The organism is Pseudomonas allokribbensis (genome assembly GCF_014863605.1).
In the GTDB taxonomy this organism is placed as follows: domain Bacteria; phylum Pseudomonadota; class Gammaproteobacteria; order Pseudomonadales; family Pseudomonadaceae; genus Aquipseudomonas; species Aquipseudomonas allokribbensis.
Genome location: NZ_CP062252.1, coordinates 2,898,643 through 2,923,109, shown reverse-complemented (window position 1 = coordinate 2,923,109; position 24,467 = coordinate 2,898,643). Strand labels below are relative to the sequence as shown.

25 protein-coding genes, 1 pseudogene and 1 riboswitch are annotated in these 24,467 nt (G+C 57.3%); of the genes and pseudogenes, 11 read left to right on the top strand and 15 right to left on the bottom strand.

Going from position 1 to position 24,467, the window contains the following annotated elements:
* Positions 1 to 512: 512 nt before the first annotated feature.
* From IF199_RS13310 to IF199_RS13300, 3 genes are all read right to left on the bottom strand, one after another.
* Complete coding sequence (locus IF199_RS13310; protein ID WP_192560695.1) at positions 513 to 1,367, bottom strand: SAM-dependent methyltransferase; 855 nt, start codon at positions 1,365 to 1,367, stop codon at positions 513 to 515.
* A 1-nt stretch (position 1,368) separates the two neighbouring features.
* A complete protein-coding gene (locus IF199_RS13305) occupies positions 1,369 to 1,731 on the bottom strand; it encodes a hypothetical protein (RefSeq protein ID WP_192560694.1) in 363 nt (120 codons plus the stop codon).
* Positions 1,732 to 2,331: 600 nt separating this feature from the next.
* On the bottom strand, positions 2,332 to 3,063 hold the full coding sequence (locus tag IF199_RS13300) for an NAD-dependent epimerase/dehydratase family protein (RefSeq protein ID WP_192560693.1): 732 nt from the start codon (positions 3,061 to 3,063) through the stop codon (positions 2,332 to 2,334).
* Positions 3,064 to 3,258: 195 nt separating this feature from the next.
* Here IF199_RS13300 and IF199_RS13295 point away from each other — a divergent pair, with 195 nt between their 5' ends.
* From IF199_RS13295 to IF199_RS13285, 3 genes are read left to right on the top strand one after another with little or no spacing between them, the layout of a single operon-like run.
* Positions 3,259 to 4,395: a tetratricopeptide repeat protein gene (locus IF199_RS13295; RefSeq protein ID WP_192560692.1), complete on the top strand. Its 1,137-nt coding sequence runs from the start codon at positions 3,259 to 3,261 to the stop codon at positions 4,393 to 4,395.
* Between the two features lie 47 nt (positions 4,396 to 4,442).
* Complete coding sequence (locus IF199_RS13290; protein ID WP_096821714.1) at positions 4,443 to 4,910, top strand: metallophosphoesterase family protein; 468 nt, start codon at positions 4,443 to 4,445, stop codon at positions 4,908 to 4,910.
* A gap of 43 nt (positions 4,911 to 4,953) precedes the next feature.
* Positions 4,954 to 5,574, top strand: coding sequence for a LysE family translocator (locus IF199_RS13285; protein ID WP_192560691.1), 621 nt, complete (start codon positions 4,954 to 4,956; stop codon positions 5,572 to 5,574).
* A gap of 117 nt (positions 5,575 to 5,691) precedes the next feature.
* On the opposite strand, the gene IF199_RS13280 is transcribed toward IF199_RS13285, so the two are convergent.
* Positions 5,692 to 6,153, bottom strand: a complete 462-nt coding sequence (locus tag IF199_RS13280; protein ID WP_096821712.1) for a hypothetical protein — start codon at positions 6,151 to 6,153, stop codon at positions 5,692 to 5,694.
* A gap of 218 nt (positions 6,154 to 6,371) precedes the next feature.
* Between IF199_RS13280 and IF199_RS13275 the strand changes: the two genes are divergently transcribed.
* The 4 genes from IF199_RS13275 (at position 6,372) to arsH (ending at position 8,672) form a co-directional block, all read left to right on the top strand.
* On the top strand, positions 6,372 to 7,040 hold the full coding sequence (locus IF199_RS13275) for a hypothetical protein (RefSeq protein ID WP_244142468.1): 669 nt from the start codon (positions 6,372 to 6,374) through the stop codon (positions 7,038 to 7,040).
* A 103-nt stretch (positions 7,041 to 7,143) separates the two neighbouring features.
* A complete protein-coding gene (locus IF199_RS13270) occupies positions 7,144 to 7,491 on the top strand; it encodes a metalloregulator ArsR/SmtB family transcription factor (protein ID WP_192560690.1) in 348 nt (115 codons plus the stop codon).
* 9 nt (positions 7,492 to 7,500) lie between these two features.
* The gene (locus IF199_RS13265; RefSeq protein WP_102621626.1) at positions 7,501 to 7,971 is read left to right on the top strand and encodes an arsenate reductase ArsC; all 471 of its coding nucleotides are present in this window, start codon (positions 7,501 to 7,503) and stop codon (positions 7,969 to 7,971) included.
* 11 nt (positions 7,972 to 7,982) lie between these two features.
* Complete coding sequence (gene arsH, locus IF199_RS13260; RefSeq protein WP_192560689.1) at positions 7,983 to 8,672, top strand: arsenical resistance protein ArsH; 690 nt, start codon at positions 7,983 to 7,985, stop codon at positions 8,670 to 8,672.
* A 56-nt stretch (positions 8,673 to 8,728) separates the two neighbouring features.
* On the opposite strand, the gene IF199_RS13255 is transcribed toward arsH, so the two are convergent.
* The 5 genes from IF199_RS13255 to IF199_RS13235 form a co-directional block, all read right to left on the bottom strand.
* Entirely contained in the window at positions 8,729 to 9,079 is a 351-nt protein-coding gene (locus IF199_RS13255; protein ID WP_192560688.1) for a copper-binding protein, read from the bottom strand.
* Positions 9,076 to 12,234, bottom strand: coding sequence for an efflux RND transporter permease subunit (locus IF199_RS13250; protein ID WP_192560687.1), 3,159 nt, complete (start codon positions 12,232 to 12,234; stop codon positions 9,076 to 9,078). The genes IF199_RS13255 and IF199_RS13250 overlap by 4 nt, the downstream gene beginning before the upstream one ends.
* Positions 12,231 to 13,478, bottom strand: coding sequence for an efflux RND transporter periplasmic adaptor subunit (locus IF199_RS13245; RefSeq protein ID WP_192560686.1), 1,248 nt, complete (start codon positions 13,476 to 13,478; stop codon positions 12,231 to 12,233). The genes IF199_RS13250 and IF199_RS13245 overlap by 4 nt, the downstream gene beginning before the upstream one ends.
* Complete coding sequence (locus IF199_RS13240) at positions 13,475 to 14,731, bottom strand: TolC family protein (protein ID WP_192560685.1); 1,257 nt, start codon at positions 14,729 to 14,731, stop codon at positions 13,475 to 13,477. Before IF199_RS13240 ends, IF199_RS13245 begins: the two co-directional genes overlap by 4 nt.
* 99 nt (positions 14,732 to 14,830) lie before the next feature.
* A complete protein-coding gene (locus IF199_RS13235; RefSeq protein ID WP_096821826.1) occupies positions 14,831 to 15,172 on the bottom strand; it encodes a hypothetical protein in 342 nt (113 codons plus the stop codon).
* A 158-nt stretch (positions 15,173 to 15,330) separates the two neighbouring features.
* On the opposite strand from IF199_RS13235, the gene IF199_RS13230 reads away from it, so the two are divergent.
* The gene (locus IF199_RS13230; protein WP_192560684.1) at positions 15,331 to 17,715 is read left to right on the top strand and encodes a DUF3772 domain-containing protein; all 2,385 of its coding nucleotides are present in this window, start codon (positions 15,331 to 15,333) and stop codon (positions 17,713 to 17,715) included.
* Between the two features lie 30 nt (positions 17,716 to 17,745).
* On the opposite strand, the gene IF199_RS13225 is transcribed toward IF199_RS13230, so the two are convergent.
* Positions 17,746 to 18,642, bottom strand: coding sequence for an EamA family transporter (locus tag IF199_RS13225; protein ID WP_192560683.1), 897 nt, complete (start codon positions 18,640 to 18,642; stop codon positions 17,746 to 17,748).
* A 109-nt stretch (positions 18,643 to 18,751) separates the two neighbouring features.
* On the opposite strand from IF199_RS13225, the gene IF199_RS13220 reads away from it, so the two are divergent.
* The 3 genes from IF199_RS13220 (at position 18,752) to IF199_RS13210 (ending at position 20,565) form a co-directional block, all read left to right on the top strand.
* Positions 18,752 to 19,537, top strand: a complete 786-nt coding sequence (locus tag IF199_RS13220; protein WP_192560682.1) for an AraC family transcriptional regulator — start codon at positions 18,752 to 18,754, stop codon at positions 19,535 to 19,537.
* A gap of 76 nt (positions 19,538 to 19,613) precedes the next feature.
* Positions 19,614 to 19,674: riboswitch (Fluoride riboswitch) on the top strand.
* 143 nt (positions 19,675 to 19,817) lie between these two features.
* The gene (crcB, locus tag IF199_RS13215) at positions 19,818 to 20,201 is read left to right on the top strand and encodes a fluoride efflux transporter CrcB (RefSeq protein WP_192560681.1); all 384 of its coding nucleotides are present in this window, start codon (positions 19,818 to 19,820) and stop codon (positions 20,199 to 20,201) included.
* 10 nt (positions 20,202 to 20,211) lie between these two features.
* The gene (locus IF199_RS13210; protein WP_096821700.1) at positions 20,212 to 20,565 is read left to right on the top strand and encodes a DUF190 domain-containing protein; all 354 of its coding nucleotides are present in this window, start codon (positions 20,212 to 20,214) and stop codon (positions 20,563 to 20,565) included.
* 100 nt (positions 20,566 to 20,665) lie between these two features.
* Here the strand turns inward: IF199_RS13210 and IF199_RS13205 are convergent, their stop codons facing one another.
* From IF199_RS13205 to IF199_RS13185, 5 genes and pseudogenes are all read right to left on the bottom strand, one after another.
* On the bottom strand, positions 20,666 to 20,827 hold the full coding sequence (locus IF199_RS13205; RefSeq protein ID WP_192560680.1) for a DUF2986 domain-containing protein: 162 nt from the start codon (positions 20,825 to 20,827) through the stop codon (positions 20,666 to 20,668).
* Positions 20,828 to 20,879: 52 nt separating this feature from the next.
* Positions 20,880 to 21,137 (bottom strand): annotated as a pseudogene (locus IF199_RS13200) (tRNA (adenine-N(1))-methyltransferase); the annotation flags it as partial.
* Positions 21,138 to 21,345: 208 nt separating this feature from the next.
* Positions 21,346 to 22,155, bottom strand: coding sequence for a tetratricopeptide repeat protein (locus tag IF199_RS13195; RefSeq protein ID WP_192560679.1), 810 nt, complete (start codon positions 22,153 to 22,155; stop codon positions 21,346 to 21,348).
* A gap of 113 nt (positions 22,156 to 22,268) precedes the next feature.
* Entirely contained in the window at positions 22,269 to 23,606 is a 1,338-nt protein-coding gene (locus tag IF199_RS13190; RefSeq protein ID WP_192560678.1) for an alpha/beta hydrolase family protein, read from the bottom strand.
* 137 nt (positions 23,607 to 23,743) lie between these two features.
* Positions 23,744 to 24,439, bottom strand: coding sequence for a tRNA (adenine(22)-N(1))-methyltransferase (locus IF199_RS13185; protein WP_244142467.1), 696 nt, complete (start codon positions 24,437 to 24,439; stop codon positions 23,744 to 23,746).
* Between the last annotated feature and the right edge of the window lie 28 nt (positions 24,440 to 24,467).

Here is a 24,467-nt window from a genome sequence, read left to right as displayed (position 1 = left end):
AACCTCAACAGGTCGCGAGGAGTTTACCCCCTCATCACTGGCGTCGCCAACCCATAAGGAGTTCGTTCCGTAGCTATCAGTGAGCGCTGTCCATATGTTGACTGCGTGCTTCGGAAGACCATACTGAGCGTCTCTGTGAAAACCTCGTGCGCTCTGTTCGTTCGCACACCAATAAAATCTTTCTAAGAAACCCCTGGTATCCAATGTTCCCGCTAACAGCTCATGCTCTATGGAGTTAATAAGTTCAACGGAAAAGTGCGCTCGAAATGTTGGCGAAGACTGCACGTAAACTGCTTTTCCGACTTGCGGCTCCACTACCTCTTCTAAATAACGAAACAAAATTTCTCGAATCTCATCGACATGAATATCGCATTGACTTTGAAAAAATCTCACTTTCTCCACATAATTCCCTAAGTTAACAGCCATGCGGTGATGCAGATGCTCGAGATCCGTGGTACCCCATAAGCTCTCCATCCAAGCCCTAAATGGGTATGCCAATCCTGAAAATCTTACTACTGCCTCAAATTCTGATTCACACATAATAAATTATCAGCTTCATCTTTCGTGACAGGCTCCATGCGGATATTGTCTAGCGCGGAGCCCAATCCTAACGCCGTGAGTTCCTCAATATAAACTGGTGCTAGCTTTTCTGGGGGGGCATATAGAGTGTCGATTCCAGAAAGCTTGATAGTCGCCAAATCGGAAATTCGTATCCACTTGATGACCGGATCACATATCGCGAACTGAGCTGCCTCGTAAATAGCCACCTGATGATCACCATTGTATGCGGTCAGCAAATAATCGACGAGCCGCTGTGTATTTCTCCCGTCAAATCCTGCGAAGCTATATCCCAAATCACCGACGCAAGCAATCTGCCATATCACAGTATGCAGAGTTGGATCGAGCGTGCGTTTTCTCACGACCAAATCTGTTGCCTCATAGATCAAGCAGCCTCTCGAGGGGTCAAAGCCGAGGTCGCAGAATAGGCAATCAAGTGATGAAACGGCGGGAAGCATTTTAGCTTGGTAACCCTCGTCACGAGCGATTGCTACTGCGCGATGTCCAGGGTTAACAAAAATTCCGGGATGGCCGTAATACACGACACAGACTTGTTCGCCGGCTCTCACATACTCAAGAGTTTTAGCAACCATTTGTCTGTAGGTCTCAGTCCTCGGCTTATCCTCACCGTAGTAAACATACAGCGATTCGTGATTTGGATTCAAATTCATTATTAGCCGCTCCGTAGGAGCATCGGCCACGCAATACAAAACTTTTGTCGCGGCTTCGATCCATCCTTTTGTCTCTTCCGAAACGTGCCCGACAGAAATCCCACTTCCAACCACAACAAGCGAGCCCCGATTCGTCATGTTATCTTATCTCCTGGCCGCGACTAATAAACAATTGACCACTCGCATCTTTGAATAGTTGATTTGGAATCTCAACCGTTGATTGGTCGACTGTTATATGAATCTCGACAACCGGCTCGATTTCGATCAGCGCTGGATTGAATTGCAGAGTTCGCTCAGAAGTAAATTGAGCCTTACTTTCAGACTCATGCTCGATTGATATAGCATACTTCCGCATCTGCGAGGCTATTCCCGAACGAACGGCCTCCTTCTCCTCCTCTGACAGTAACAATTCATTCATCACGTGCTCTTTATTAGAAATAAATCGCATCAACGTCGCTGGACGTGACGTTGCCAATAGGAAGTCGGTAAATACAGTAGACATTTAATTCTCCTTTCTTGTTACAGCAGACCAATCCGACGAGATTGGCAGCGTTTGAAAACCACAGCCAGATCGCCTCCAATAAAATTCCCAATCACACCTTAGTATTAGAATTAGAATTAGAATTAGAATTAGAACCTGACCTCACCCCTTTGAATGTTTTTTAGCAGACAGCGCTAAAATTCAAAGATTTTAAGCATTTCACAAAATATCGCACACTAACGCTTGCTTAAAACTTTGACCCTCTTAAACAAACTCGCGAGACACTCCCATACTTTCGCCCATCCATCCGAATAGCAGGGAAAGTATCACCCCCAGCATATCCAACTCTAAATTTTCGGGATATTACTGAAAGTACAAAATAAAGCCTTTATCTCTTGCCATTGTGAAACAGGTTAGTTTAATAAATCGAAAAGGCAAGCCATCTACCGTAGTATTTTCGTGTTAATTAAATGAGACTGGCATAAACTGTTGAGCATTTATTAGAAACAGGGAACTGATATATTTTTCAAATAATAAATCAGTCCCCTTCCACTCCTGCCGCATCCGTTGGGTCGTTCGTGATGTACTCAGGTGACCTGAAAGCTACCGCACTCAATCAGATCAAGCGCGCCCTTCCAGAATCTCGAATGAGTTATCAAGGGGCGCGTACCCAACGGTTTTTCTGGTCTGATCAATTGAAAGCCGTTTGTAGCGGTTATCCGAGACGCCATGGACAACATGGAATCCGCTCAGCTCGGCCTCGACGCATCGCTCCAGTAACGCAACGACATCCCTGTAGCTGATAAACGCAGCCACGTCCCGGGGGCTGTGGGTTTCGCCAGCGTGAAATCTGGCGACGTTTGCAATACGGACCGCGATTGTCGTCATTTGACCATCGTTTGCATGCATCGAAGCCAGCGCTTCGCCAAACGCTTTGCTCACCCCATAAAGGTTGCCTGGTTTCGGTGCCATCCCTTCATGTATCTGGACGTCTTTCGGATAACCCTCAATCGCCTGGGCACTGCTCGCAAATATGAAGCGCTTGCAGCCTTGAGCTTTTGCGGCGAACAGCATGTTGTAGGTGCCGATAATATTCACAGGCAGCAGCGAAGACGTGAAGTCGGCGTCCGGGTTCGGATCAGCAGCGAGATGGATCACGGTGTGTATGCCTTCGCAGGCTTCGAGAGAACTGGCTTGGTCCCTGATGTCGAGAGAGAAACGTTGTGCCGATTCCGGGAGTGTTGCGACGTCCATATCGGCCAGGCGCAAATCGGATTTATCGTCCCGCGCGGTCCAGAAAGCTCTGCCGATCTGGCCCGAAGCCCCCGTGATCAAAATTTTTGGCGTGCTCATGTCCGTATGTCCTTATGGTAAACCTCACGCCAGCCTCTCAGGCTTGAGACCGGTTCACAACGTTAAGGATGAGTGAAAAGTGTGAACGCCAAATATTGTCTATGGAGGAGAACAGGTTAGAACCCTGTAAGACTGGGCAGTACGAAAAAGCATCGATACACTCCCCCGCTTACCACGTTATGAACGGATTCGAAATTGCGCCGGTTTTCAGTTGTTCTAATCCTTAGCGTCGTTGCATATATCGTTGTTACCTTCTTTATCACGCTGTGGCGAAGCCCTTTTAACCTCACCACCTTGATCGCTTCAGCCTACGAGGATGGCCTGGTAGTTGGCCGCAACCCTGGCAAAGCTGCCGAGTGGTATTTGAGCGCAGCAGAAAAAGGAGATCGTCTCGCGCAGTTCAAGCTCGGCCTCATTGAATATTACGGTCGAGGTGTTGAAGTTGATCGACCAAAAGGCCTGCAGTTGATAAGCGAATCGGCTGAGCACGGTAACCCAGACGCCCAGTATTTCATGGGTGTTTCGAGCATTGCGGGCCTGGAAATACCGAGGGACTTTACCCAGGCCGCTACATGGTTTCGCAAGGCTGCAGAACAAGGTCATGCCAAATCTCAACGTCAACTCGCCTCCCTTTATTACAAAGGTAGTGGTGTCGAAGCAGACCCTCGGCAGGCTTTCAACTGGGCCAGCAAAGCAGCCGCTCAGGGCGATAACGAGGCTCTGACATTACTGGGTAACCTCTACTTGTTTGGTCACGGCGTTTCAGCAGACCCTCAACAAGCCGTGAAACTACTTACCCAAGCGGCCACTGCCGGCGATAGCCAGGCATCCGGAATGTTGGGAGCGGCTTATTTCAACGGCGTTGGCACAGGCATTCCCAAAGATCTGCCTGCCGCATTGCATTGGTATACCCGCGCAGCCGAACAGGGTGACGCCAAGGCACAGTTCGTCCTCGGCAACCTCTACAGCAGTGGCACTGATGTGCCGGTTAACTACCCACTGGCGAATCGCTGGTTGTTGCAGGCGGCCCTTCAAGGACACGCTGTTTCGCTCGTTACCCTTGCCGTTCATCTCGATAACGGGCAAGGCTTCGAGAAGAACAAGCGCAAGGCTTGCGGGTTATTGCGTGTAGCGCTCAAACAGACACTGCCTGACAATATCGCAGGCCCCATGCGCGTGGAGCTTGAGAAGGAAGAGAAGACACTTTCGCCGGAACAACTGACCGAAGTACTGGCTATGGAAAAACTCTACTCAAGCCCAGCGGGTCTCAGGGAACTGCAAGGTGATCTGACAAGCGAACAGATAGCGAAACCCGCTGAGCCGACAGGCTGAATTCGGTGGAAGCCAGCATCCCGGCCCTACTCAACCCGGAGCTCCGTATGAAGATCGGCCTCATCTCCGACACCCACAACCTCCTGCGCCCCGAAGCCCTGGCCGCGTTGCAAGGCTGCGATCAGATCATCCATGCCGGCGACATCGGTAACGCGGACATCCTCGCGCAACTGGCCAAAATCGCCCCCGTCCATGCAGTGCGCGGCAACAACGATCTGAACAGTCCGTGGGCCCAAGACCTCCCCGACCTCCTGAGCGTAAACCTCAACGGCTGGTCAACCCTCCTCGTCCACGACATCGCCGACGTCCCCACTGACCTCGACCCCAACGTGAAACTCATCATCACCGGCCACTCCCACAAACCCCGAATCGAATGGCGCGGCGACCGGCTCTACGTCAATCCGGGCAGCGCCGGTCCCCGGCGTTTCAAACTGCCGGTCACCCTGGCAATCCTTGAGATACAACCTGACGCCATCGAACCCCGCCTCATCTCCCTGCTGGATCCCCCCGCCTGAAACCGCTACCGTTCCCCCATCCAGAACAGGAAACCCACGTGCCATGTCCATCGCCGATAACCTCCTCGCCTTCACTTTCGCCGCCACACTGCTGACGCTGACACCCGGTCTCGACACCGCGCTGGTTCTGCGCACCGCCACCGTCGAAGGCAAGCAACAGGCCTTGCGCGCTGCGTTGGGCATCAACGCCGGTTGCCTGTTGTGGGGTGCGGCGGTGGCGTTCGGCCTCGGGGCGTTGATTGCGGTGTCGGAGCTGGCCTACAACCTGTTGAAGTACTGCGGCGCGGCTTATCTGGCGTGGCTCGGGTTGAACATGTTGTTGCGCCCTCGCCGCTCGTTGGCTCCCGCCGAGGCCAACGGCAAGCCGGGGGCCAACTGGTTTCTGAAGGGCATGCTGGGGAATGTGCTCAATCCGAAGATCGGGATTTTCTACGTGTCGTTTCTGCCGCAGTTCATTCCGCAAGGGCAGCCGCTTGTGCCCTGGACGTTCGGGCTGGTGAGCATTCATGTGGTGCTCGGGTTGCTCTGGTCGCTGGTGTTGATCGGCGCGACACAGCCCCTGTCCGGGTTTCTGCGACGGGAGAAGGTGATTCGCTGGATGGATCGCACCACCGGGATGATTTTCGTGCTGTTTGCGGCGCGACTGGCTTTCAGCAAGCGCTGAATCGCCCGAACTTACGGGGTCAAAAAACAAGAGGGGGATTTTGAATAAGTATTCAAAATCCCCCTCTTCGTTCAATCGCTGAAAGCGCGTTACTTCACAGCCATCGCTTTAACCTTGTCAGTGCACACGCTTACCAACGATTTCACCGGTAGCCGCGTCTTCCAACCATATTTCCAATCGGTTGAGACCCACATATTGCGAACGGGCGATGATCTTTTGACCGGGTTTGCCTTCGAACTCCAGATCGGCAAACAGGAACTGCAACGGCAGATTGTATTCCAGTTGAATCGTGTACTTCCCCGGGATCAGCACAGCACGCTGAGGCGAGTCATTCTTGTAATAGTAAGTGGAGAATGGAATGTTCCCCACTTTCTTGTCGTTGATTCTAATGATGTTCAGGTTTGGCTCGCCGTCCCCCCAGGAGCGCTGAGGCCTTCCGGCATAGGTATCGGTTTCGACGACGGTGTAACGGGTTTCGTCGCTCGGCTCACCGGACTGTACGTTCGAATACGCAGGCATCTCTGCACAACCCTGCAGGCACAGCAGCAGGATAAACGTCGGTATCGCAATCTTGATCATTGATAAATCTGCATTGATTGAAGATGAAAACTTGATGTCCTGGCAGTCGACCAAGTCAAAGCACGCGTTGTTTCGCAATGAAGGCCACATGCTATCACTCACCCCGAAAAAGTCACCCTCGCGGGTTGTGGATTGGCGAGCATCTGGCCTTCAGCCAGCGCCTGGGCTGGCGATAACCTGGTAAGCGTTTTACCGGCTGATGAAGACCCGAGAGCCACATGATGAACTACGATCACCCCATGAAAATCCACTTCCCCACATTCTGGTCACAGGACTCCGGCATCGATTACAGTGCCCCGGTACTCCACCTCCACGACTTATTGCCACGTGTTGGCCAAACCACATCGGCCCGTTTTGATCAAAGCGAACTGATCCGCACCGGCGAAACAATTCAGGTCATTTGGTGCCCGCCGGTATCCGACCTGAATGGCTGGGATGGACAGCCTTCGGAAATTGCGCAGAGCTACCTCCTGACCGCCAAAGTCGTCGGCACTGCCCCCTCAGGCCTTTATCGATACGAACTCGAAATCCTTACGTGTGAGCGGTTTGTGAATGTATTGCGAGCGCTTGTGGAGGATTTGCAGACGCAGCAAAACTTCATACACCTGGATCGTCTGGCCTGGGATGAAGTGTCTTGGGCTGGCAGTGCTACTGTTGAGGAGTTCACCTACCTGACCGCCAGCACACCGCATGAAGCCTTCATGGAGTTGATCGTAAAAGTCATTGGGAACGAGGTCATCGGACTGTTTTCGCTGCACATCGATCCGGGCGGTGTTTTCTGCAGACTGGGCAGCAAGCGTCTGGCAGGTTCGGAACTGATAACAGTCAAACGGACGCTCGCCCTTGCCCGTCCACTGCACGACATCCTGGCCCTTTACCTTGCGTGATCCTCTCTGACAGCGTTTCCGCAGAGTTCATTAAAGAAGAGGCTTGCCCAATACATATGGAAATCCGTATATTCGGACAACCATATGTATTGAAGGCATTGTCATGCTCAATCCCGCCTCCGTTTTCAAATGCCTCGCCGACGAAACCCGCGCCCGGGCCACGCTGCTGATCACCCGTGACGGTGAGCTGTGTGTCTGCGAACTGGTCTGCGCGCTGGACGACAGTCAGCCAAAGATTTCCCGCCATCTCGCGCAGTTGCGCACCTGCGGCTTGCTGCTGGATCGCCGTCAGGGCCAGTGGGTTTATTACCGGCTCAACCCTGACCTGCCAGCGTGGATCCGCACACTGCTTGAAACCACCCTGGCCGCCAACACCGCGTGGCTGGAAGAAAACAGCGCCCGGCTCGATGCCATGGGTGACCGCCCGCTCAATACATCCGCCTGCTGCTGAGGACCGAACATGCGCGTTCTATTCATGTGCACAGCCAACAGCTGCCGCAGCATTCTGTCCGAAGCGATGTTCAATCACCTTGCGCCGCAAGGTTTCGAAGCGGTCAGCGCCGGCAGTTTCCCCAAGGGCCAGGTGCTGCCGCGCAGCCTGACCACATTGCAGGAGGCCGGCATTTCCATCGCCGGGTTGAGCAGCAAGGGCAACGACGCCTTCGAAGACAACCCGCCGGACATTGTCATCACCGTGTGCGACAAGGCTGCCGGCGAAGCCTGCCCCGTCTACTTCGGCCCGGCCTTGAAGGCCCATTGGGGGCTGGAGGATCCGTCGGAGGTGCGCGGCGATGAAGCCGCCATCAACGCAGCCTTCCACGGGACCCTCGCCCGGATCGAAACCCGCTGCCGGGCCTTCCTCGCCCTGCCCTTCGCCCAACTCGACCGCGATGCCCTCAAGCGTGAGCTCGACCGCATCAGCACGCTGTGACCGGAGCCGTCATGACCGACCTGCCCAACCTCGATCCATCACTGATTCAGAAAACCACCCGCGACGACGGACTCCACAAGCCGCGCATTCTGCTGTTGTACGGCTCGACCCGCCCACGCTCGTTCAGCCGATTGCTGGTGGAAGAAGCCGCGCGACTGCTGGAGCACTTCGGAGCCGAGACGCGGATCTACAACCCCTCGGGCTTGCCGCTGCCGGACGATGCGCCCGGCGACCATCCGAAAGTCCAGGAACTGCTCGAGCTGATGCAATGGTCCGAAGGCCAGGTCTGGTGTTCGCCCGAACGTCACGGCGCGATGTCGGCGGTGTTCAAGGCGCAGATCGATTGGGTGCCGCTGGCGCTCGGTGCGGTGCGCCCGACCCAGGGCAAGACCCTGGCAGTGATGCAGGTCTGCGGCGGTTCGCAATCGTTCAACGTGGTCAATCAACTGCGCGTGCTGGGCCGCTGGATGCGCATGTTCACCATCCCTAATCAGTCGTCGGTGCCCAAGGCGTATCTGGAATTTGACGAAGGCAATCGCATGAAGCCTTCGGCGCTGTACGACCGGGTGGTTGACGTGATGGAGGAACTGGTGAAATTCACGCTGTTGCTGCGTGATCGCCCGGACCTGGTGGATCGCTACTCGGAGCGCAAGGAGTCGGCGGAGGAATTGATGCAACGGGTCAATCAGCGCTCGATCTGAAAACCTGAATAAAAAACGGCGCGATGATTCGCGCCGTTTTTTTTTACGTCACAGCCTTACTTGCTGATCGAAACCAGCGTCGCTTTGCTGCCCTCCATCCGGAACGAAAACTTCACCCGGTCCCCCACCGCCAACCCGGCCAACTGTTCCTCAGTTGCCGCAAACCCCATGGTCATCGGCGGCCACTGCAACGCCGCAACCGCACCATGAGCGATGGTCACAGTGTGCTTCGTGGCATCGATGGCCTTGATCGTGCCTTCGGCATTCGCGGCCGGAGCCTGTTGAGTGGCGGCCTGCATCTGCATGCCCTGCATGTCGTCCATCTTCATGCCGGGCATGTCCTCGGCGTGGGCAGTCAATGCAAACGCAACCAGCGTGCCGGCAACAGTGATCGGGATCAGTTTCATGAGGTTTTTCCTTCAGGTTGGAGGGTTTCAACGGACAAGTGACGACGGCGCATCAGTCGATACGCCGCCGGGATGACGAACAGGGACAACAAGGGCGCCGTGACCATGCCGCCGACCATGGGCGCGGCAATGCGGCTCATGACCTCGCTGCCGGAGCCGCTACCGAGCAGAATCGGCAACAGACCGGCGATGATCACGGCCACGGTCATGGCTTTCGGACGCACGCGCTGCACAGCGCCTTCGCGAATCGCTTCGACCAGTCCGCGCTCGGTGCGATCGCCGAGGTCTTCGCGTTCAGCCCAGGCGTTTTTCAGATAGAGCAGCATGATCACGCCGAACTCGGCGGAGACCCCGGCCAGCGCAATGAACCCGACCCCGGTGGCGACCGACAGGTTGTAGCCCAGCAGGTAGAGAAACCACGCACCGCCGCTCAGGGCGAATGGCAACGTGGCCATGATCAGCAGCGCCTCATCGAAGCGGGCGAAGGTCAGGTAGAGCAGCACAAAGATGATCAGCAGCGTGGCCGGCACCACGAGTTTCAGGCGAGCGTTGGCCCGTTCGAGAAACTCGAACTGCCCCGAGTAGCTCAGGCTCATGCCCGGCTGCAACTTGACCTGTTCGCTGACCGCGCGGCGCAGATCAGCCACCACCGAAGCGATGTCCCGCCCCCGCACGTCGATGTACACCCAGCCGGACGGTCGGGCGTTTTCACTCTTGAGCATCGGCGGGCCGTCCGTGACCTTGATCTTCGCCAGCATGCCGAGGGTGACCTGACTGCCCGAAGGCGTGTAGATCGGCAGCTGTTCCAACGCACCGGGCGAATCGCGCCACTCTCGCGGGTAACGGATGTTGATCGGGAACCGCGCCAGCCCTTCAATGGTTTCCCCGACGTTCTCGCCACCAATGGCACCGGCGACGATCGACTGCACATCACTGATGTTCAGCCCGTATCGGCCGGCCGCGATGCGATCGATATCGACGTCGATGTAGCGGCCACCGGTCAGGCGTTCGGCCAACGCGGAACTGACGCCAGGCACGCCTTTGGCCACCTGTTCGACGGCCTGAGTCGCTGCATCGATTTGGGCCAGATCGTTGCCGGCGACTTTCACGCCGATGGGGCTTTTGATTCCGGTGGCGAGCATGTCGATGCGGTTGCGGATCGGCGGAATCCAGATGTTGGTCAGGCCCGGCACCTTCACCACACGATCCAGTTCTTCCACGAGTTTTTCCGGGGTCATGCCCGGGCGCCATTGCTCGTGGGGCTTGAACTGAATGGTGGTTTCGAACATCTCCAGCGGTGCAGGGTCGGTGGCGGTTTCGGCACGGCCGGCCTTGCCGAACACATGCTCGACCTCAGGCACGGTCTTGATCAGGCGATCGGTCTGTTGCAGCAACTGCGAGGCTTTTTGCGCCGACAGTCCCGGTAAGGCCGACGGCATGTACAGCAGATCGCCCTCGTCCAGCGGCGGGAGAAACTCGCCACCGAGCCTGGAGATCGGCCATGCCGCGCTGATGAACACCAGCAGCGCCACCAGCAAGGTGAATTTCGGTCGGCGCAACACCGCATCCAGCGCCGGTTGGTAGATCCGGATCAGCCAGCGGTTGAGCGGGTTGCGGCGCTCATCCGGAATCCGCCCGCGAATCCAGTAGCCCATCAGCACCGGTACCAGTGTCACCGACAAGCCCGCTGCCGCCGCCATCGCGTAGGTCTTGGTGAACGCCAGTGGACCGAACAGCCGCCCCTCCTGAGCCTGCAAGGTAAACACCGGAATGAACGACAGCGTGATGATCAACAGGCAAAAAAACAGCGCCGGCCCCACTTCCGCTGCCGCGTCTGTCATCACCTGCCAATGGCGCTCGCCCTTGAGTTCCTGTCCCGGATTGGCCGCGTGCCACGCTTCGATTTTCTTGTGGGCATTCTCGATCATCACCACGGCTGCATCGACCATCGCGCCGATGGCGATGGCAATCCCGCCCAACGACATGATGTTGGCGTTCAGCCCCTGATGGCGCATCACGATAAAAGCGATCAGCACACCCACCGGCAACGAGATGATCGCCACCAATGAAGAGCGCAAATGCCAGAGGAAGATCCCGCAAACCAGCGCGACGACGATGAACTCTTCGAGCAGTTTGTGGCTGAGGTTATCGACGGCGCGGTCGATCAGCTTGCTGCGATCGTAAGTGGTGACGATCTCCACGCCGGGCGGCAGGCTGCTTTTCATGTCGTCGAGTTTGGCCTTGACCGCCGCGATGGTCTCGCGGGCGTTCTTGCCGCTGCGCAGGATCACCACGCCACCGACGGTCTCGCCCTGGCCGTCCAGCTCGGTGATGCCCCGGCGCATGTCCGGCCCGGTCTGGATCGTCGCGACATCGCCCAGGGTCACTGGCACTCCACCGGCGCCGAGTTTGAGCGGGATCGCCCGGAAGTCGTCGAGGCTCTTCAGGTAGCCGGATGCCCGCACGATGAACTCGGTCTCGGCCATTTCCAGCACGGCACCGCCGGTTTCCTGATTGGCCTTGCCGATGGCCTCACGCACCTGCGCCAGGGTGATGCCGAGACTGGCCAGCCGCACCGGGTCGGGCTGCACCTGATACTGCTTGACCATGCCGCCGATCGTGGCGACTTCAGCGACGTTGGGCAGGGTCTTGAGCTCGAACTTGAGGAACCAGTCCTGCAAGGCGCGAAGCTGTGCCAGGTCGTGCCCGCCGCTGCGATCCACCAGCGCGTACTGATAGATCCAGCCGACCCCGGTGGCATCCGGTCCCAATGCCGGTTTGGCACTGGCCGGCAGACGACTCTGGATCTGGCTCAGGTATTCCAGCACCCGCGAGCGGGCCCAATACTGATCGGTGCCGTCCTCGAACAGCACGTAAACGAAGCTGTCACCGAAGAACGAATAGCCGCGCACGGTTTTCGCCCCCGGCACCGAGAGCATGGTGGTCGTCAGCGGATAGGTCACCTGGTTCTCGACAATCTGCGGCGCCTGTCCGGGATACGGCGTGCGGATGATCACCTGCACGTCGGACAGATCCGGCAGCGCATCGATCGGCGTGCTCTGCACCGACCACACGCCCCAGGCCGTGACAAATAGCGTCGCCAGCAGCACCAGAAAGCGGTTGGCCACGGACCAGCGAATCAGCGCGGCGATCATGGCTGGCTCCCCGAGGCGTTCCCGTCCACCTCAAGCGGCTCGGCGACGATGCCCCTGAGACTGGCCTCGGAATCGAGCAGGAACTGGCCGGACGTCACCACTTCCTGCCCCTCCTCCAGACCTTTGAGGATCACCGTTTTGCCGTCGCTTTCCTGACCGAGACGTACCTCTACCGGGCGGTAGTGCCCCGCCTCTTCAGCGAGCATGACCAACGCGCGCTTGCCGGTGCGGATGACCGCTTCGGTCGGCACCCACAGCTTGTCTTGCCCGGTCGGGTGGTTCAGCCGCACTTGTGCGGTCATCCCCGGCCGCAAGCGTCCATCAGCGTTGGCCAATTCGACCCGTACGCGCAGGGTGCGGCTGTCGGGGTTGGTGTCCGGCAGAATCGCGCTGACCTTGCCGTTGAACACGCTGCCGGGAAACGCCGGCAATCGCGCTTCGATGGACTGCCCCTCGGTGATTGAGCCGGTCTGCGACTCCGGCACCGCTACGGCGAGCCAGACACTGCCCAGGCCATTGATCCGCGCCAGTGTTTCGCCGTTCGCCACGGTCATGCCGGTGCGCACATTGAGCTCCTGTACCACGCCGCCCACCGGGCTGGTGACGGTCAGGTTCGGCTGAACCTTGCCACTGCGTTCCACCTGGGCAATCAGGTTCGCTGGCATGCCGGTCAGTTGCAGCCGTTGGCGCGCCGCCGAAATCAGCTCGCGCTCGCCGCTGCGCTTGAGGGCGAGAAACTCGGTCTGCGCCGCCGCCCAGTCCGGTACGAGAATGTCTGCCAACGGCGCGCCTGCCGCCAACACATCCCCCGGTGCCCGGGCATAAACCCATTCGACAAACCCGCTGGTACGCGTCTGGATCACCGCTACATCCCGCTCGTTGAACGCCAGTACGCCCGTCACATCGAGGCTGGAGGCAAAGGCCCCGCGCGTGACCTTTGCCGTGCGCAAGCCCAGATTCTGGGTCAGGCCCGGATCGATGCTGACCGTCGCATTGCCTACGCCGTCGCTGGCGTATCGCGGTACCAGTTGCATGTCCATGAAGGGCGACTTGCCCGGTTTGTCGAACTTCTGCTGCGGATACATCGGGTCGTACCAGTACAGGGCTTTCGATGTGGCACCCTGCTCCGGAGCTGCGCCGGGTTCGCCGTTCATGCGCTGATAAGCCACGCCGTAGCCTGCGGCAACGCCCACTGCGAGGGCGAGACCGGCCAGCCAGAAGCCATTGAAATTGGGTCGGTTCACAGGCGGGTCTCCCCATAAGCGAAGTGCAGACGCGCAGCGGTCAGCGCGCGCTGTTCTTCCACGTCGATCTGTTGGAAGCGAGCCTCAATGAGTTCACGGCGGGCGCTGACCACCGCGTTCAGATCGCCCTTGCCGGCGCGATAACTGGCCAGGCTCAAGTCGACTTTCTCTTTGGCCAGCGGCACGAGGCTTTGCTGACTGCGCAGCAGCGCCCGGTCGAGGCGCGCGTAGTCGGCCAACTGGTTTTCCAATTGCTCGGTGTGCTCACGGGACAGGGCTTCGCGCTCGGCTTCCAGTTGGCTGAGTTCGGCTTGTCGGGCGGCGATTTTCGGGTTCTGCCGCGTCTCGGGGAACAGCGGCAAATCCCAGGAAAACTGCACACTGACCATGTCGCCAAACTCGCGGCCACGGTGCTGGTAATCCACTTCCCAGCTCCAGTCGGACTTTTTCTCGGACACCGCCTCTTGCACCTTCGCCTGCGCTTCGCGGGTCATGGGCGCAAACGCGGCCAGTTCGGGATGGTGTTGCAGTTGATGGTTGAAGGTGGCGGGCTCGACCGGCCATTGCGGCAAGTTGCCTTCGGGCCTGTCGTTGGCGGCTGCACCGATCCAGCGTTTGAGGGCCGCTCGGGCCTGGGTGCGCTCCAGTGTCAGGTTGTCTTCCTGCTCCGCCAGTCGGGCGGCTTCCTGCTTCGGCGTCACGGCGTCGGCAGGTTGCGCGCGGCCGCCAGCGATCTGCGCCCGGACGGTGTCGGTCAGCATACGGTTTTCCTTGTAGAAGTCCTGAAGCAAACCCTGTTTGCGCTCCACCGAATAACTGCCGATCCAGGCCAGTGCCGTGGCCTGACGGACTTTCAGGCGCTCGACGCGACGCTCCGCCGACGCACGTTCAATGGCCGCGTCGGCGACCTCGATGCGCGCCTTGCGCTTGTCGCCGTTGGGCATGTCCTGGCGCCAGCCAACCATTTGCATGGTCATGAAGTCCTGGTTGAGGCTGTAGCGATCCGGGCCGCCAATGGGATAGTTCTGCACGCCCAGCACCAGTTTCGGATCGGGTAACTCCCCCGCCGGGATGGCGGCGCTGCTGGCGGCCTGGATTTTTGCGTCTTGCGCATTCAGCGACGGCGCATGGGTTTCCGCCAGCCGCAGCGCTTCATCGAGTGTCAGCGCGGCGGCAAAACCCGGCCACGCCAGCACGCTTGCCGCGAGACTGGCCACCAACGGCCACCCCGTGCAATTGCACTTGAATTTCATGTTTACGACTCCTGTGATCGTCCGCTGCGCGCGGTGAAAAACACACGCACAACCAATCCACTCCGCCTGGGCGGAATGAGCTTCGAAGGGAGACAGGAATCAGACGCGGGGCGGTCGCCAGACCCCGGACGGGGTCGCTACAGGCAGGGAATCGCTGAAGAATGAAAGCGTCACGGGGCTGAACACAGTGACGGGCGGCTTGAGGATCGAGACCTGCAGCACGCCGCCGGTCTTGCACTCCTGGCCTGGCTTGCAGGGGGTGCCATGGTCGGCAGGACTTTTCATGTCCTTGCAGCAATCCATGTTCATGCCGTCCATCATCGCCATGCCCATGGCTTGCATCGGGCAGGGTTCTGTCGGCGCCTGCACGCCCGCCATCCCACTGAGGGGAAGCGCCAGGCTGATCAGGAAGATGAGACAAAACCGCAGGTAGCGTTTCATGGCCGGGAGTTTAGTCGCGAAAAAGAGTGCTTTCAATTCGATGCCCGGCGATATCACCGGACACGCATTAAGCCAGGATTAGCAGCAGAAAATGATGCAGCAGGCGCCTGATCACCTAACCTCATTGATTGTGTGATCAACCGGAATCAGCCAGTCCCATGCGCAATGCATTGATGTCATTGGTATTCGTCGCTCTGACCCTGCTCGGCCCGGGCCTGACAACCGTGTCGGCCGCTGACTTGTCGAGCACAATCGACATCGGCGCCCCGCTTCCCGGGGTCGGCCAAAACGATCTGCAAGCGCTGCAACAACGCCTCGATGGCCTCAAGCAGCAAATCTCGTCCGCCAACAACTACAACCAGCTCGAAGGCCCGCAGGATCGGGTGCAGATGTTCATTCTGGACATCGACCGGTTGTCGGCGTCGCTGCTGCCGCAGCAGGCACAACTGACCGTGCAACTGGGCGTATTGGGGGCGACGCCGGCGGAAACGGTAGCCGCTGAACAGGCCGATATCGCCGCACAACGGGCGACGCTGATCGAGCAGAAGAACAAAGTCGACACTGCCCTGAAGAACCTGGCGACACTCAAGCAGAACGCCACCGACCTGATCACACAAATTGCCAGCATTCGCCGTACGTTGCTCGAAAGCGAGCTGACCCTCGGCACCGACAGCATCCTGAGCCCCGGCTTCTGGGCTCCATTGGTCGATCCCGACCCTGACGATCGCCAGCGCCTGCGTTCATTCGTCGATCAGATCCAGGAAACCGGCACCGAGGCCTGGCAGCCAGGGCAACGGTTCTACACCAGTGTGCTGGTGGTGCTGGCCTTCATCATCTGGACATTGGGTCGCCGGCTCGCTGACCGCTGGCTGGCGTGGGTGTGCATTCATCGCATGCCGGAAGGTCGGCTGCGCCGCAGTTCCCTGGCGTTTGCCTCGGCGCTGGCGACACTGGCGACCACCGCGATTGCCCTGGAGTTGCTGTATTACGCCTGCACGCGGCATGTGCCGTTGCCACCGATGCTGGCGACGTTTTCCGACGAGTTCCAGAAAGTGGTGTATGCCTGCGTGATGATCACCGGCCTGAGCCGCGCGTTGCTGTCCACCGAGCACCCGTCGTGGCGGCTGCCGGTGATTGCCGAGCCGGTGGCACAGACACTCAAGCCGTTCGCCCGGATCCTGTCCGCCACGCTGCTGGTGCTGGTGACGGCGGTGCAGGTCAGCAACGCGTCCGGCATGAGCAGCCAGATCGTGATCACCGGCCGGGGCGTGATTGCGCTGGTGGTGCTGGGCATCGTCACGGTGCTGCTGATGCGCGTCGGCAAGGTGCGCAAGGCGCTGGCGGCGGCCGGCGATGCGCAGGTGACGGGCAACACGTTCGCCGGCGTGGTCTACACCATTGCAACGCTGGCGATGGTCATTTCCCTGGGCGCGCTGTTGACGGGGTATGTGTCGCTCGCGCGGTTCATTACCTACGAACTGGTGTGGGCGTTTATTGTTTTCTCCGGTTTCTACCTGCTGATGCAGTTGCTCAAGGACAGCTGCGAATACTTCTTCTCGCCCCGCCACTCCAGCGGCAAGGCGCTGAAACAATTGCTGGGGGTCGGCGACCGGCGCCTCGAACAAGCCTCGACCCTGCTGGCCGGCGTGGGCCGCGCCGCGCTGTTGCTGCTGGCGGTGATCACCCTGTTCGTAGGTGGCATCGGCACCACCCTCGGCCAACTGGCGACCAACATCGGCGCGATTCTCGGTGGCGCCGGCCTGCGCAAACTGAACATTGTTCCCGGGCATTTGCTCAACGCGGTGCTCGCGCTGCTGATCGGCATTTACCTGATCCGCGCCCTGCGCCGCTGGCTGGACAACGAATTCCTGCCCAAGACCGACATGGACCCGGGCATGTGCGCCTCGCTCAGCACGCTGTTTTCCAATATCGGTTATGCGCTGGTGGTGTTGCTGACGCTGTCTTCGCTGGGCGTGAAGTGGACCAATCTGGCGTGGATCGTCAGCGCCCTGTCGGTGGGGATCGGTTTCGGCTTGCAGGAGATCGTGAAGAACTTCGTCTCCGGTCTGATCCTGCTCACCGAACGCCCGGTCAAGGTCGGCGACCTGATCAGCATCAGCGGCGTCGAGGGTGACATCCGCCGGATCAACGTGCGTGCCACCGAGATCCAGCTCAGCGACCGCTCCATCGTGATCGTGCCCAACTCGCAACTGATCTCGCAGAACCTGCGCAACGTCACCCTCGGCGGCAGCGCCCAGGGCGTGGCGACGCTGGAGCTGATGTTCCCGCTGGACATCGACCCCGAGCAGGTCAAAAACCTGTTGCTCGACACCTACAAAGAACACGAAACCATCCTTGGCAAACCGGCGCCGTTCGTGCGGTTCAGCAAGCTCTCGCCCGATGGCATTACCCTGACCGTGACCGGTTACGTCGACAGCCCGCGGATTGTCGGCAAGACCAAGAGTGATCTGTTGTTCGAGATTCTCAAGCGGCTGGGGGCGGCAGGGATTGAGTTGGCCAAACCGGTGCAGCCGAGTGCCTGATGCGGTTAAACCGGCTGAAAGCGCAGATCCTCAGCGGGATGTGGACACTTGCGGAGCCGAACGCTGTTGAGTGAAGGGCAACTTCACTGAACCCAAGGCCAGCGCCAGTAGAACCAGCAAGATAAACGCCCAATCAAAGGGGCCAGGGTGTTGGCCGAGAATGACCATCGAACTGACGATGCCAAATACCGGAATCAGCAGCGACAACGGTGCCACGCGCGAAACCGGGTATTCACGCAACAGCAGGTTCCATCCCCAGTAACTGAAGTGCGTCGCGGCGTACACCTGGAACGCGAGTGAAAACAGCGTCATGCCATTCAGTTGCGAAGGCAGCGCATTGAAAGGAGCGGAACCGTGTAGCAGCCACGTCAACAGCAAGAGCGGGATGGGTGGAAACAAACTCGCCCAGACGACGAAGGCAAAGATTTCACGCGCTCTGGAAACCTTGATGATCACGTTGCCCATGCTCCAGGCCACTGCGCTGCCAATCACCAGGGCAAAACCAGCCCTCGGTACATCGCCGGGACTGCACAAGACGATCCCCACCAATCCTGCAGCAGCCAACACACTGCCAATCAACTGAAGCCGTCCCAAGCGTTCTCCAAAGAAGAGCACGCCCCAGCCCAGCGTGAAGAACGCGCTGAACTGGATCAGCAACGAGGCGCTACCCGGCGGTACGCCCCATGAGATCCCCTGATTGATCAACGCCCACATCGCGACACCGAAGATCAGTCCATAGGCCGCGATCCATCCGAAGGCAACCTGCGGACGCTTGACGAAAAACACCCAGGGCAACGCTGCCAGTGCGAAACGCAACGCCGTCAACAGCAGAGGGTCGATACCGGCCAGCCCGAGCTTGGTGACGGGGAAGTTCAATCCCCAGACAGCCGTTACCAGGACGGCGAGTAAAAAGTGCTTCTTTTGCATATTCAGTGTTTCCCCAGCGCATAGCGGAAATGCTCGTGCCAGGAGAAATATGCAAGCAATCGACCTGGCCTGCTTTCAGTCACAGGCCAACTTTCATTAATATCGGGCCATGCGCGAAAAAACCGTACCGACCTACCAGAGCACACCCCGCGATGCCGTCGTGACCGCACGTGACTACGCGGATGGAACGCTGTTCCCGTTGCATGACCACCCGCGTGGACAGTTTGCGTATGCTGCCAGTGGCGTCATCACCGTCTTTACCGATCACGGCAACTGGGTCGTCCCGCCTCAGCGCGGCATATGGGTCCCGGCGCAACTGCCTCATTCCATGCAGATGCGCGGCCCTGTCACGCTCCACAACACCTATATCCGCAAACATGCGGCGCAGCGTCTCGGGCTGGCGGATCAGTGTCAGGTGTTGGACGTATCGCCGTTGTTGCGCCAGTTGTTGCTGAAGGCAATCGATGTGCCTGCGCGCTATTCCACTCAGGGGCGCGACGGTCATCTGATGGGGTTGTTGCTGCACGAAATTGCCGGGATGCCCGCGCTGTCACTCAATGCGCCGTTGCCGACAGAACCGCGTCTCGCGCGGGTATGCCGCGAATTTCTGACCCAGCCCTCGCTGGAGGTGGGTATCGACGAAATGGCCCAACGTGCAGGCATGAGCCGCCGAACCTTTACCCGACAGTTTCGCGTGCACACGGGCATCAGTTACATCGAATGGCGACAACAGGCCTGCCTGCTCTCTGCGGTTGTGCAGTTGGGAAAAGGCCAGTCGGTCACACAGGTCGCGATGATGTTGGGCTATAGCAGCTCGAGTGCATTCACAACGGCTTTCAAGCACTTGCTGGGAGAAGTGCCCAGTCGATACTTTGCAGAAAAATCTCTACTTTAAAGGGGACAGATTTATTTTCTGGAAAATCAATCTGTCCCCTTTTGGTCGTTGAAGTGCCGTGTCTGATTGCTATAGGATCTTTGCAGGAGATGGCATTCCTCCTCAAACCGCCTCGTGCTGATGATGCCTACGTGAACCCTGGACAGGGTGCGTAGGCGTGTCTGCTTCCCTGTCCCCCACTACAGGACAGGATCATGATTCCCTTTATTCAACCCGCTGTTTTTTGCTTTTCCCCTCCGCTACCTGTTTGGCCGCAACGGTCTGAAGAGGTAAGCCCGGTATGCTGAAATCACTTCTGGTCATTGCCGTGGGTGCGTCACTGGGCGCCTGGTTGCGCTGGATCCTTGGCATGAAACTAAACGCCTTGTACCCCGCGATTCCACCGGGCACCGTGGTTGCCAATATGGTCGGCGGCTACATCATCGGCCTGGCTATCGCATTCCTTGCCGCCTCCCCTTCGCTGAGCCCCGAATGGCGGCTGCTGATCATCACGGGCTTCTGCGGTGGCCTGACGACCTTTTCTACATTCTCGGCTGAAACCGTTGCCCTGATTCAGGAAGGCAGACTGCTCTGGGCGCTCGGCTCGATTTCATTGCACGTCGTCGGTTCGCTGGCAATGACTGCGGCGGGACTGTTGTCCTATCAATTGATAGGCACGCGTTAAGGAGACCGAAATGAAAGGTTTTCTGGTGATTTTCTTCACTCAACAAAACCGTCGTCATCAAGGAAAGATGCTCGGCGACTGGATTGTCGATCTGGCAAAGGAACTGGGCCTGCGCGGTGCGACCCTCTCCACTGCCATCGAAGGTTTCGGCCATACCGGGCGACTGCATTCCTCGCACTTTTTTGAACTGGCGGATCAGCCGACGGAAATCCGAATGGCGATCACCGAAGAAGAGTCCGACAGACTGTTCAAGCGCCTGGAGACGGAAGATTTCTCTGTGTTTTACATAAGGACGCCGATTGAAATGGGCTTTGTCGGCAGAAAGGCCGATAGGCCGCCTCCTTCAACCCATGGCGCCCCATGATCAAGCCCTGAACAAGGACAAAAGCGGACACGGGACAAAAGGGGACAGATCTATTTTCTGAAAATAAATCTGTCCCCTTTTCGTACAGTCCCCTTTTCGTTCACTCAGTGGAAACGACCAAGACCTGAGCCGCTTCAGCTTCCATTTTCAACCGGTCAGCCTTGCTGATGTACTTCGGCTTGTTGCTTTTCGGCGCCAGTTTGGCGTTGGCCTTTCTGGATTTTTCCTTGAAGAGCTGTTGCAGTTTCTTCTGACGGTTCATGGTGTTTTGCCCTGCTTGAAAGTTGTTGAATGATATCAGCCCTGAGTCGGGTTCAAGCGAGCACTTCGGTGATCCACCGCACCTGCCGGGCCAGGTCCTGCACCTTCTCTTCGCACACGGCATGCCGCGCACGCCCGAAGTGGCTCAGGGTCTGCTGTTTATGACGCAGTCTGTGCTGCCACTTGCTGACAAAAGCCGGGCTGCGCGCCTGCATCTGCAACGGTCCGAAGTAAAGTTCCTCAGGGGTGTAGGCCACCGGCCCGTCGCGTTCGGCAACGATGATTTCGTAGTCGAAGCGGTTTTCCCGCAAGTACTTTAATACTTTAAAGGGGACAGATTTATTTTCTGAAAAATAAATCTGTCCCCTTTTGGTCTTGTCCCCTTTTGGTCTTCGCCTTGACGCTTGCAAGCGCGGATTTTCAGAATGTATTTCTCTGATGAGGGGACTCAAAGGCGTCCTGTGGAAATACGGTGTAGTAGGTCCCGAGGCAGTCGTTTCGACAGCGCCACCGGCCGAATTATTTAACGGGTTTGCCTTCGATAAAGTCGATATTATATTTCTCGCGAAACATCTTGTTCCGCCTTGCAAACTCAAACTCCGCCTCAGTGGCTATTTTAGCCTTGAGCTCCGGGCGCAACTTTAATGCTTGATCAATGTGCTGCATGATTTCGTCAATCTCTCTCTCGAGCAGCGATAAAAAGCAGGCTTGATTCCAGTGAAGTTGATAATCCTGAGTATCCCCGGATCTTTCAAGAAGAAGAGCTTTCGAGTTTGCCTTTAGAGCCTCGTCATACTGTTTCAGGTAAAAGTGCTGTAGCGCTTTCAGTCCCCACGCCCTATCGGAACTTTCGATCTTTATGGCCTCCTCAAACATCTTCAACGCCTCTTCATGAGCACCCTCCGCTCTATTAAGCTTTCCTCTCACCATTAGATTTTCCGCCATAAGGTATGCAATATCTTTTTTATCATGCCGAGACTCAACCTCAATCTCATCAACCTTTGCATTTGTTTCCCTTAACTGATTCAAAATCTTTCTAGATATATTATCAATAAACGACCTGGAGGAAATTGCTGCAATAAGAGAAAACCCGAACAAAATAAATTTACTCTTGTCACCGCCATCAAACTGCGTAATCAAATTACTCGATATCATTTGCAAAAAAACAGGCATCAACGTAGCAGCAGCGACTCCAACACTGATGGATTTAAAAAAATTCCCCTTCAGAAACGGTACATCCTGATCCTTGGGAGTATTCGAGTAATTAATCAGACCACCAAAAAAACCCGCAGATATAATTATCGCCAAAATCGAATAGTCAGAGTCCATTGCATTTAATCCTCGCAGAATTTTTAGCGCGCACCATCCGTTTTTTTGTAGCCGTGAGCAACCGCTCATCGAACACAAACGTTGTTCAGTTTTGCTCTGTCCTATCGCTGAGTTTATTCGATCATTGGCACTACGATGGGACGGTCTCTGACGGCAGATAAAAGTTCATACAGGAAATTAGACATTCGGTCATTCCAGATATCCGTGTGTCCTTTCATGACCGATACATCAGTGCGAATGTTGGCTATCGGAAACCTGTAGGGCATATAACCCTGCTCCACAGCACCTCGCTTAAGATACTTGTCTCCTATCACCTTTTCACAGTCACCCGGTTCCTCACATCGCGTCCACAGCATCGATGGCACATCAACTAACCCATCGACACCTTTTCTGGCTGGAATGCAATAAGTCCTGTTGGGATTGAGTGCTTTCAAAAGGCTTGGCTGTTGGTCTTGGGGTTCACACTCTTTAACAATCAACTGATGAGTGATGAAAGGTTCGTACTGACCGACAGCCGTTGTGTCCAGGTTCCAGTAATCGTGGTTGGGATGATACTGAAATAGTGTCCCGAACGTTCTGCCCAGCGGGAATGTCGTTTTCGTGGCCCAATCTGCCGTGGTTGTCACGATGACGAGGCTTGGCCTTGTTTCGGCGCTATAGTCGTAGGAACGCGCCATATCAAACAGTGGCTTCAAGCGCATGGCTTCAAACGCAGGGTTAACCAGCACCACCAGATCAGCTACTGACAGCATTTTCGCGCCGCCCCCGCCCTTGGCATCTCGACGAATCTGATCTCCCAAAGTCTGGTATATCGATGAATAGAGAATAGCGCCGCCAAAACTGTGACCAATTATCACCAAACGTGATTCAGGATTCTCCTCACGAATATTCGAGAGTTTCCTCAGCAATTCAGAAACGCCACCGCCAGCACCAATGTTTTGTGCGGTAGATTTCCTGTCCCAAAACGTCAGTACATAGCTGCTGAATCCGACTAAAGGGGTGTCCGTATCAATGGAGTCGCCTCGCCACGACAAATACATGCCAACGGTCTTTCTACCCTTGCCGGTAAGGTTGGCTCGATTGATCAGTTTTTGAAAATTATCAACGTCTTCGTCTCCCGGCCGGGATGAATGGTGCCAGCCGTGAATATAGACGACCACATCACCTTTCTTATTAGCCGTGTCACTGGCAGCAGATACGCCAGCATTGAGTTGTTGACGGCTGAAGGCATTGCCGAACTCATCGAATTCCACAAAATTGATGCAGCTTTCGTTATTGCTAATGCTTTCGCACTGCCTGGACTTGCTGGCATCGAAAAGCGGATTAGGGGCAAGCTGGCCGTTTGCCAGAGGGGGTAGATCGGGGCTGACACGGAAAGGACCTTGAGGCATACAAGCGCTGAGGAGTGCAGCGATCAGCATGAACGCCAGAAACCGGCCTGCTCTGCTCATAAGTTCCTCCTTGAACACGGCGATAACAAGGTGCCATCAACCAAGGGTAGCCGATAATTGATTGGCCACCTCAATTTCATCATGAATCAATGCAGAACGAGCACGCCGCAATTCAGCAACACGCCATGGAACGTGTTTCACTTCAGCACGTCGGTGATCCACCGCACCTGCCGAACCAGATTCTGGACTTTCTGCTCGCAAACAACATGCCGCGCACGCCCGAAGTGGCTCAGGGTCTGCTGCTTGTGTCGCAACCGGTGCTGCCACTTGCTGACAAACGCCGGGCTGCGCGCCTGCATCTGAAACGGTCCGAAGTACAGTTCCTCAGGGGTGTAGGCCACTGGCCCATCGCGTTCGGCGACGATGATTTCGTAGTCGAAGCGGTTTTCCCGCAAGAGTTCCTCGCAAAGGATCCGGTAGTCGTTGTCCATCAGCCATTGGCGCAGGGGTTGCTCGCCGCCGTTGGGTTGCAGGATCAGGCGTTCGCGGCCGCTCAAACGTGCCTTGCCTGCCTCGAGAATGTCGCGGATGGTCTCGCCGCCCATGCCGCAGACGCTGATCGCGGTGATCCCGTCTTGCGGCTCGATCGCCATCAAGCCATTGGCCAGGCGCACGGTAATCAGTTGGCCCAGATCATTTTCACGCACAGTGCGCTCGGCCGAGCGGAACGGCGTCAACGCCATCTCCCCCGCCACCGCCGCTTCGATGGCGCCGCGACGCATCAACGCTACCGGCAAGTAGCCGTGATCCGAGCCGATATCGGCCAGGCGCGCACCGGCGGGTACCTGCGCGGCTACACGCTCCAGGCGCATGGACAATGTCTGTTCGTTCAACCGCTACCCCTTTTCACCTTGAGCGTCC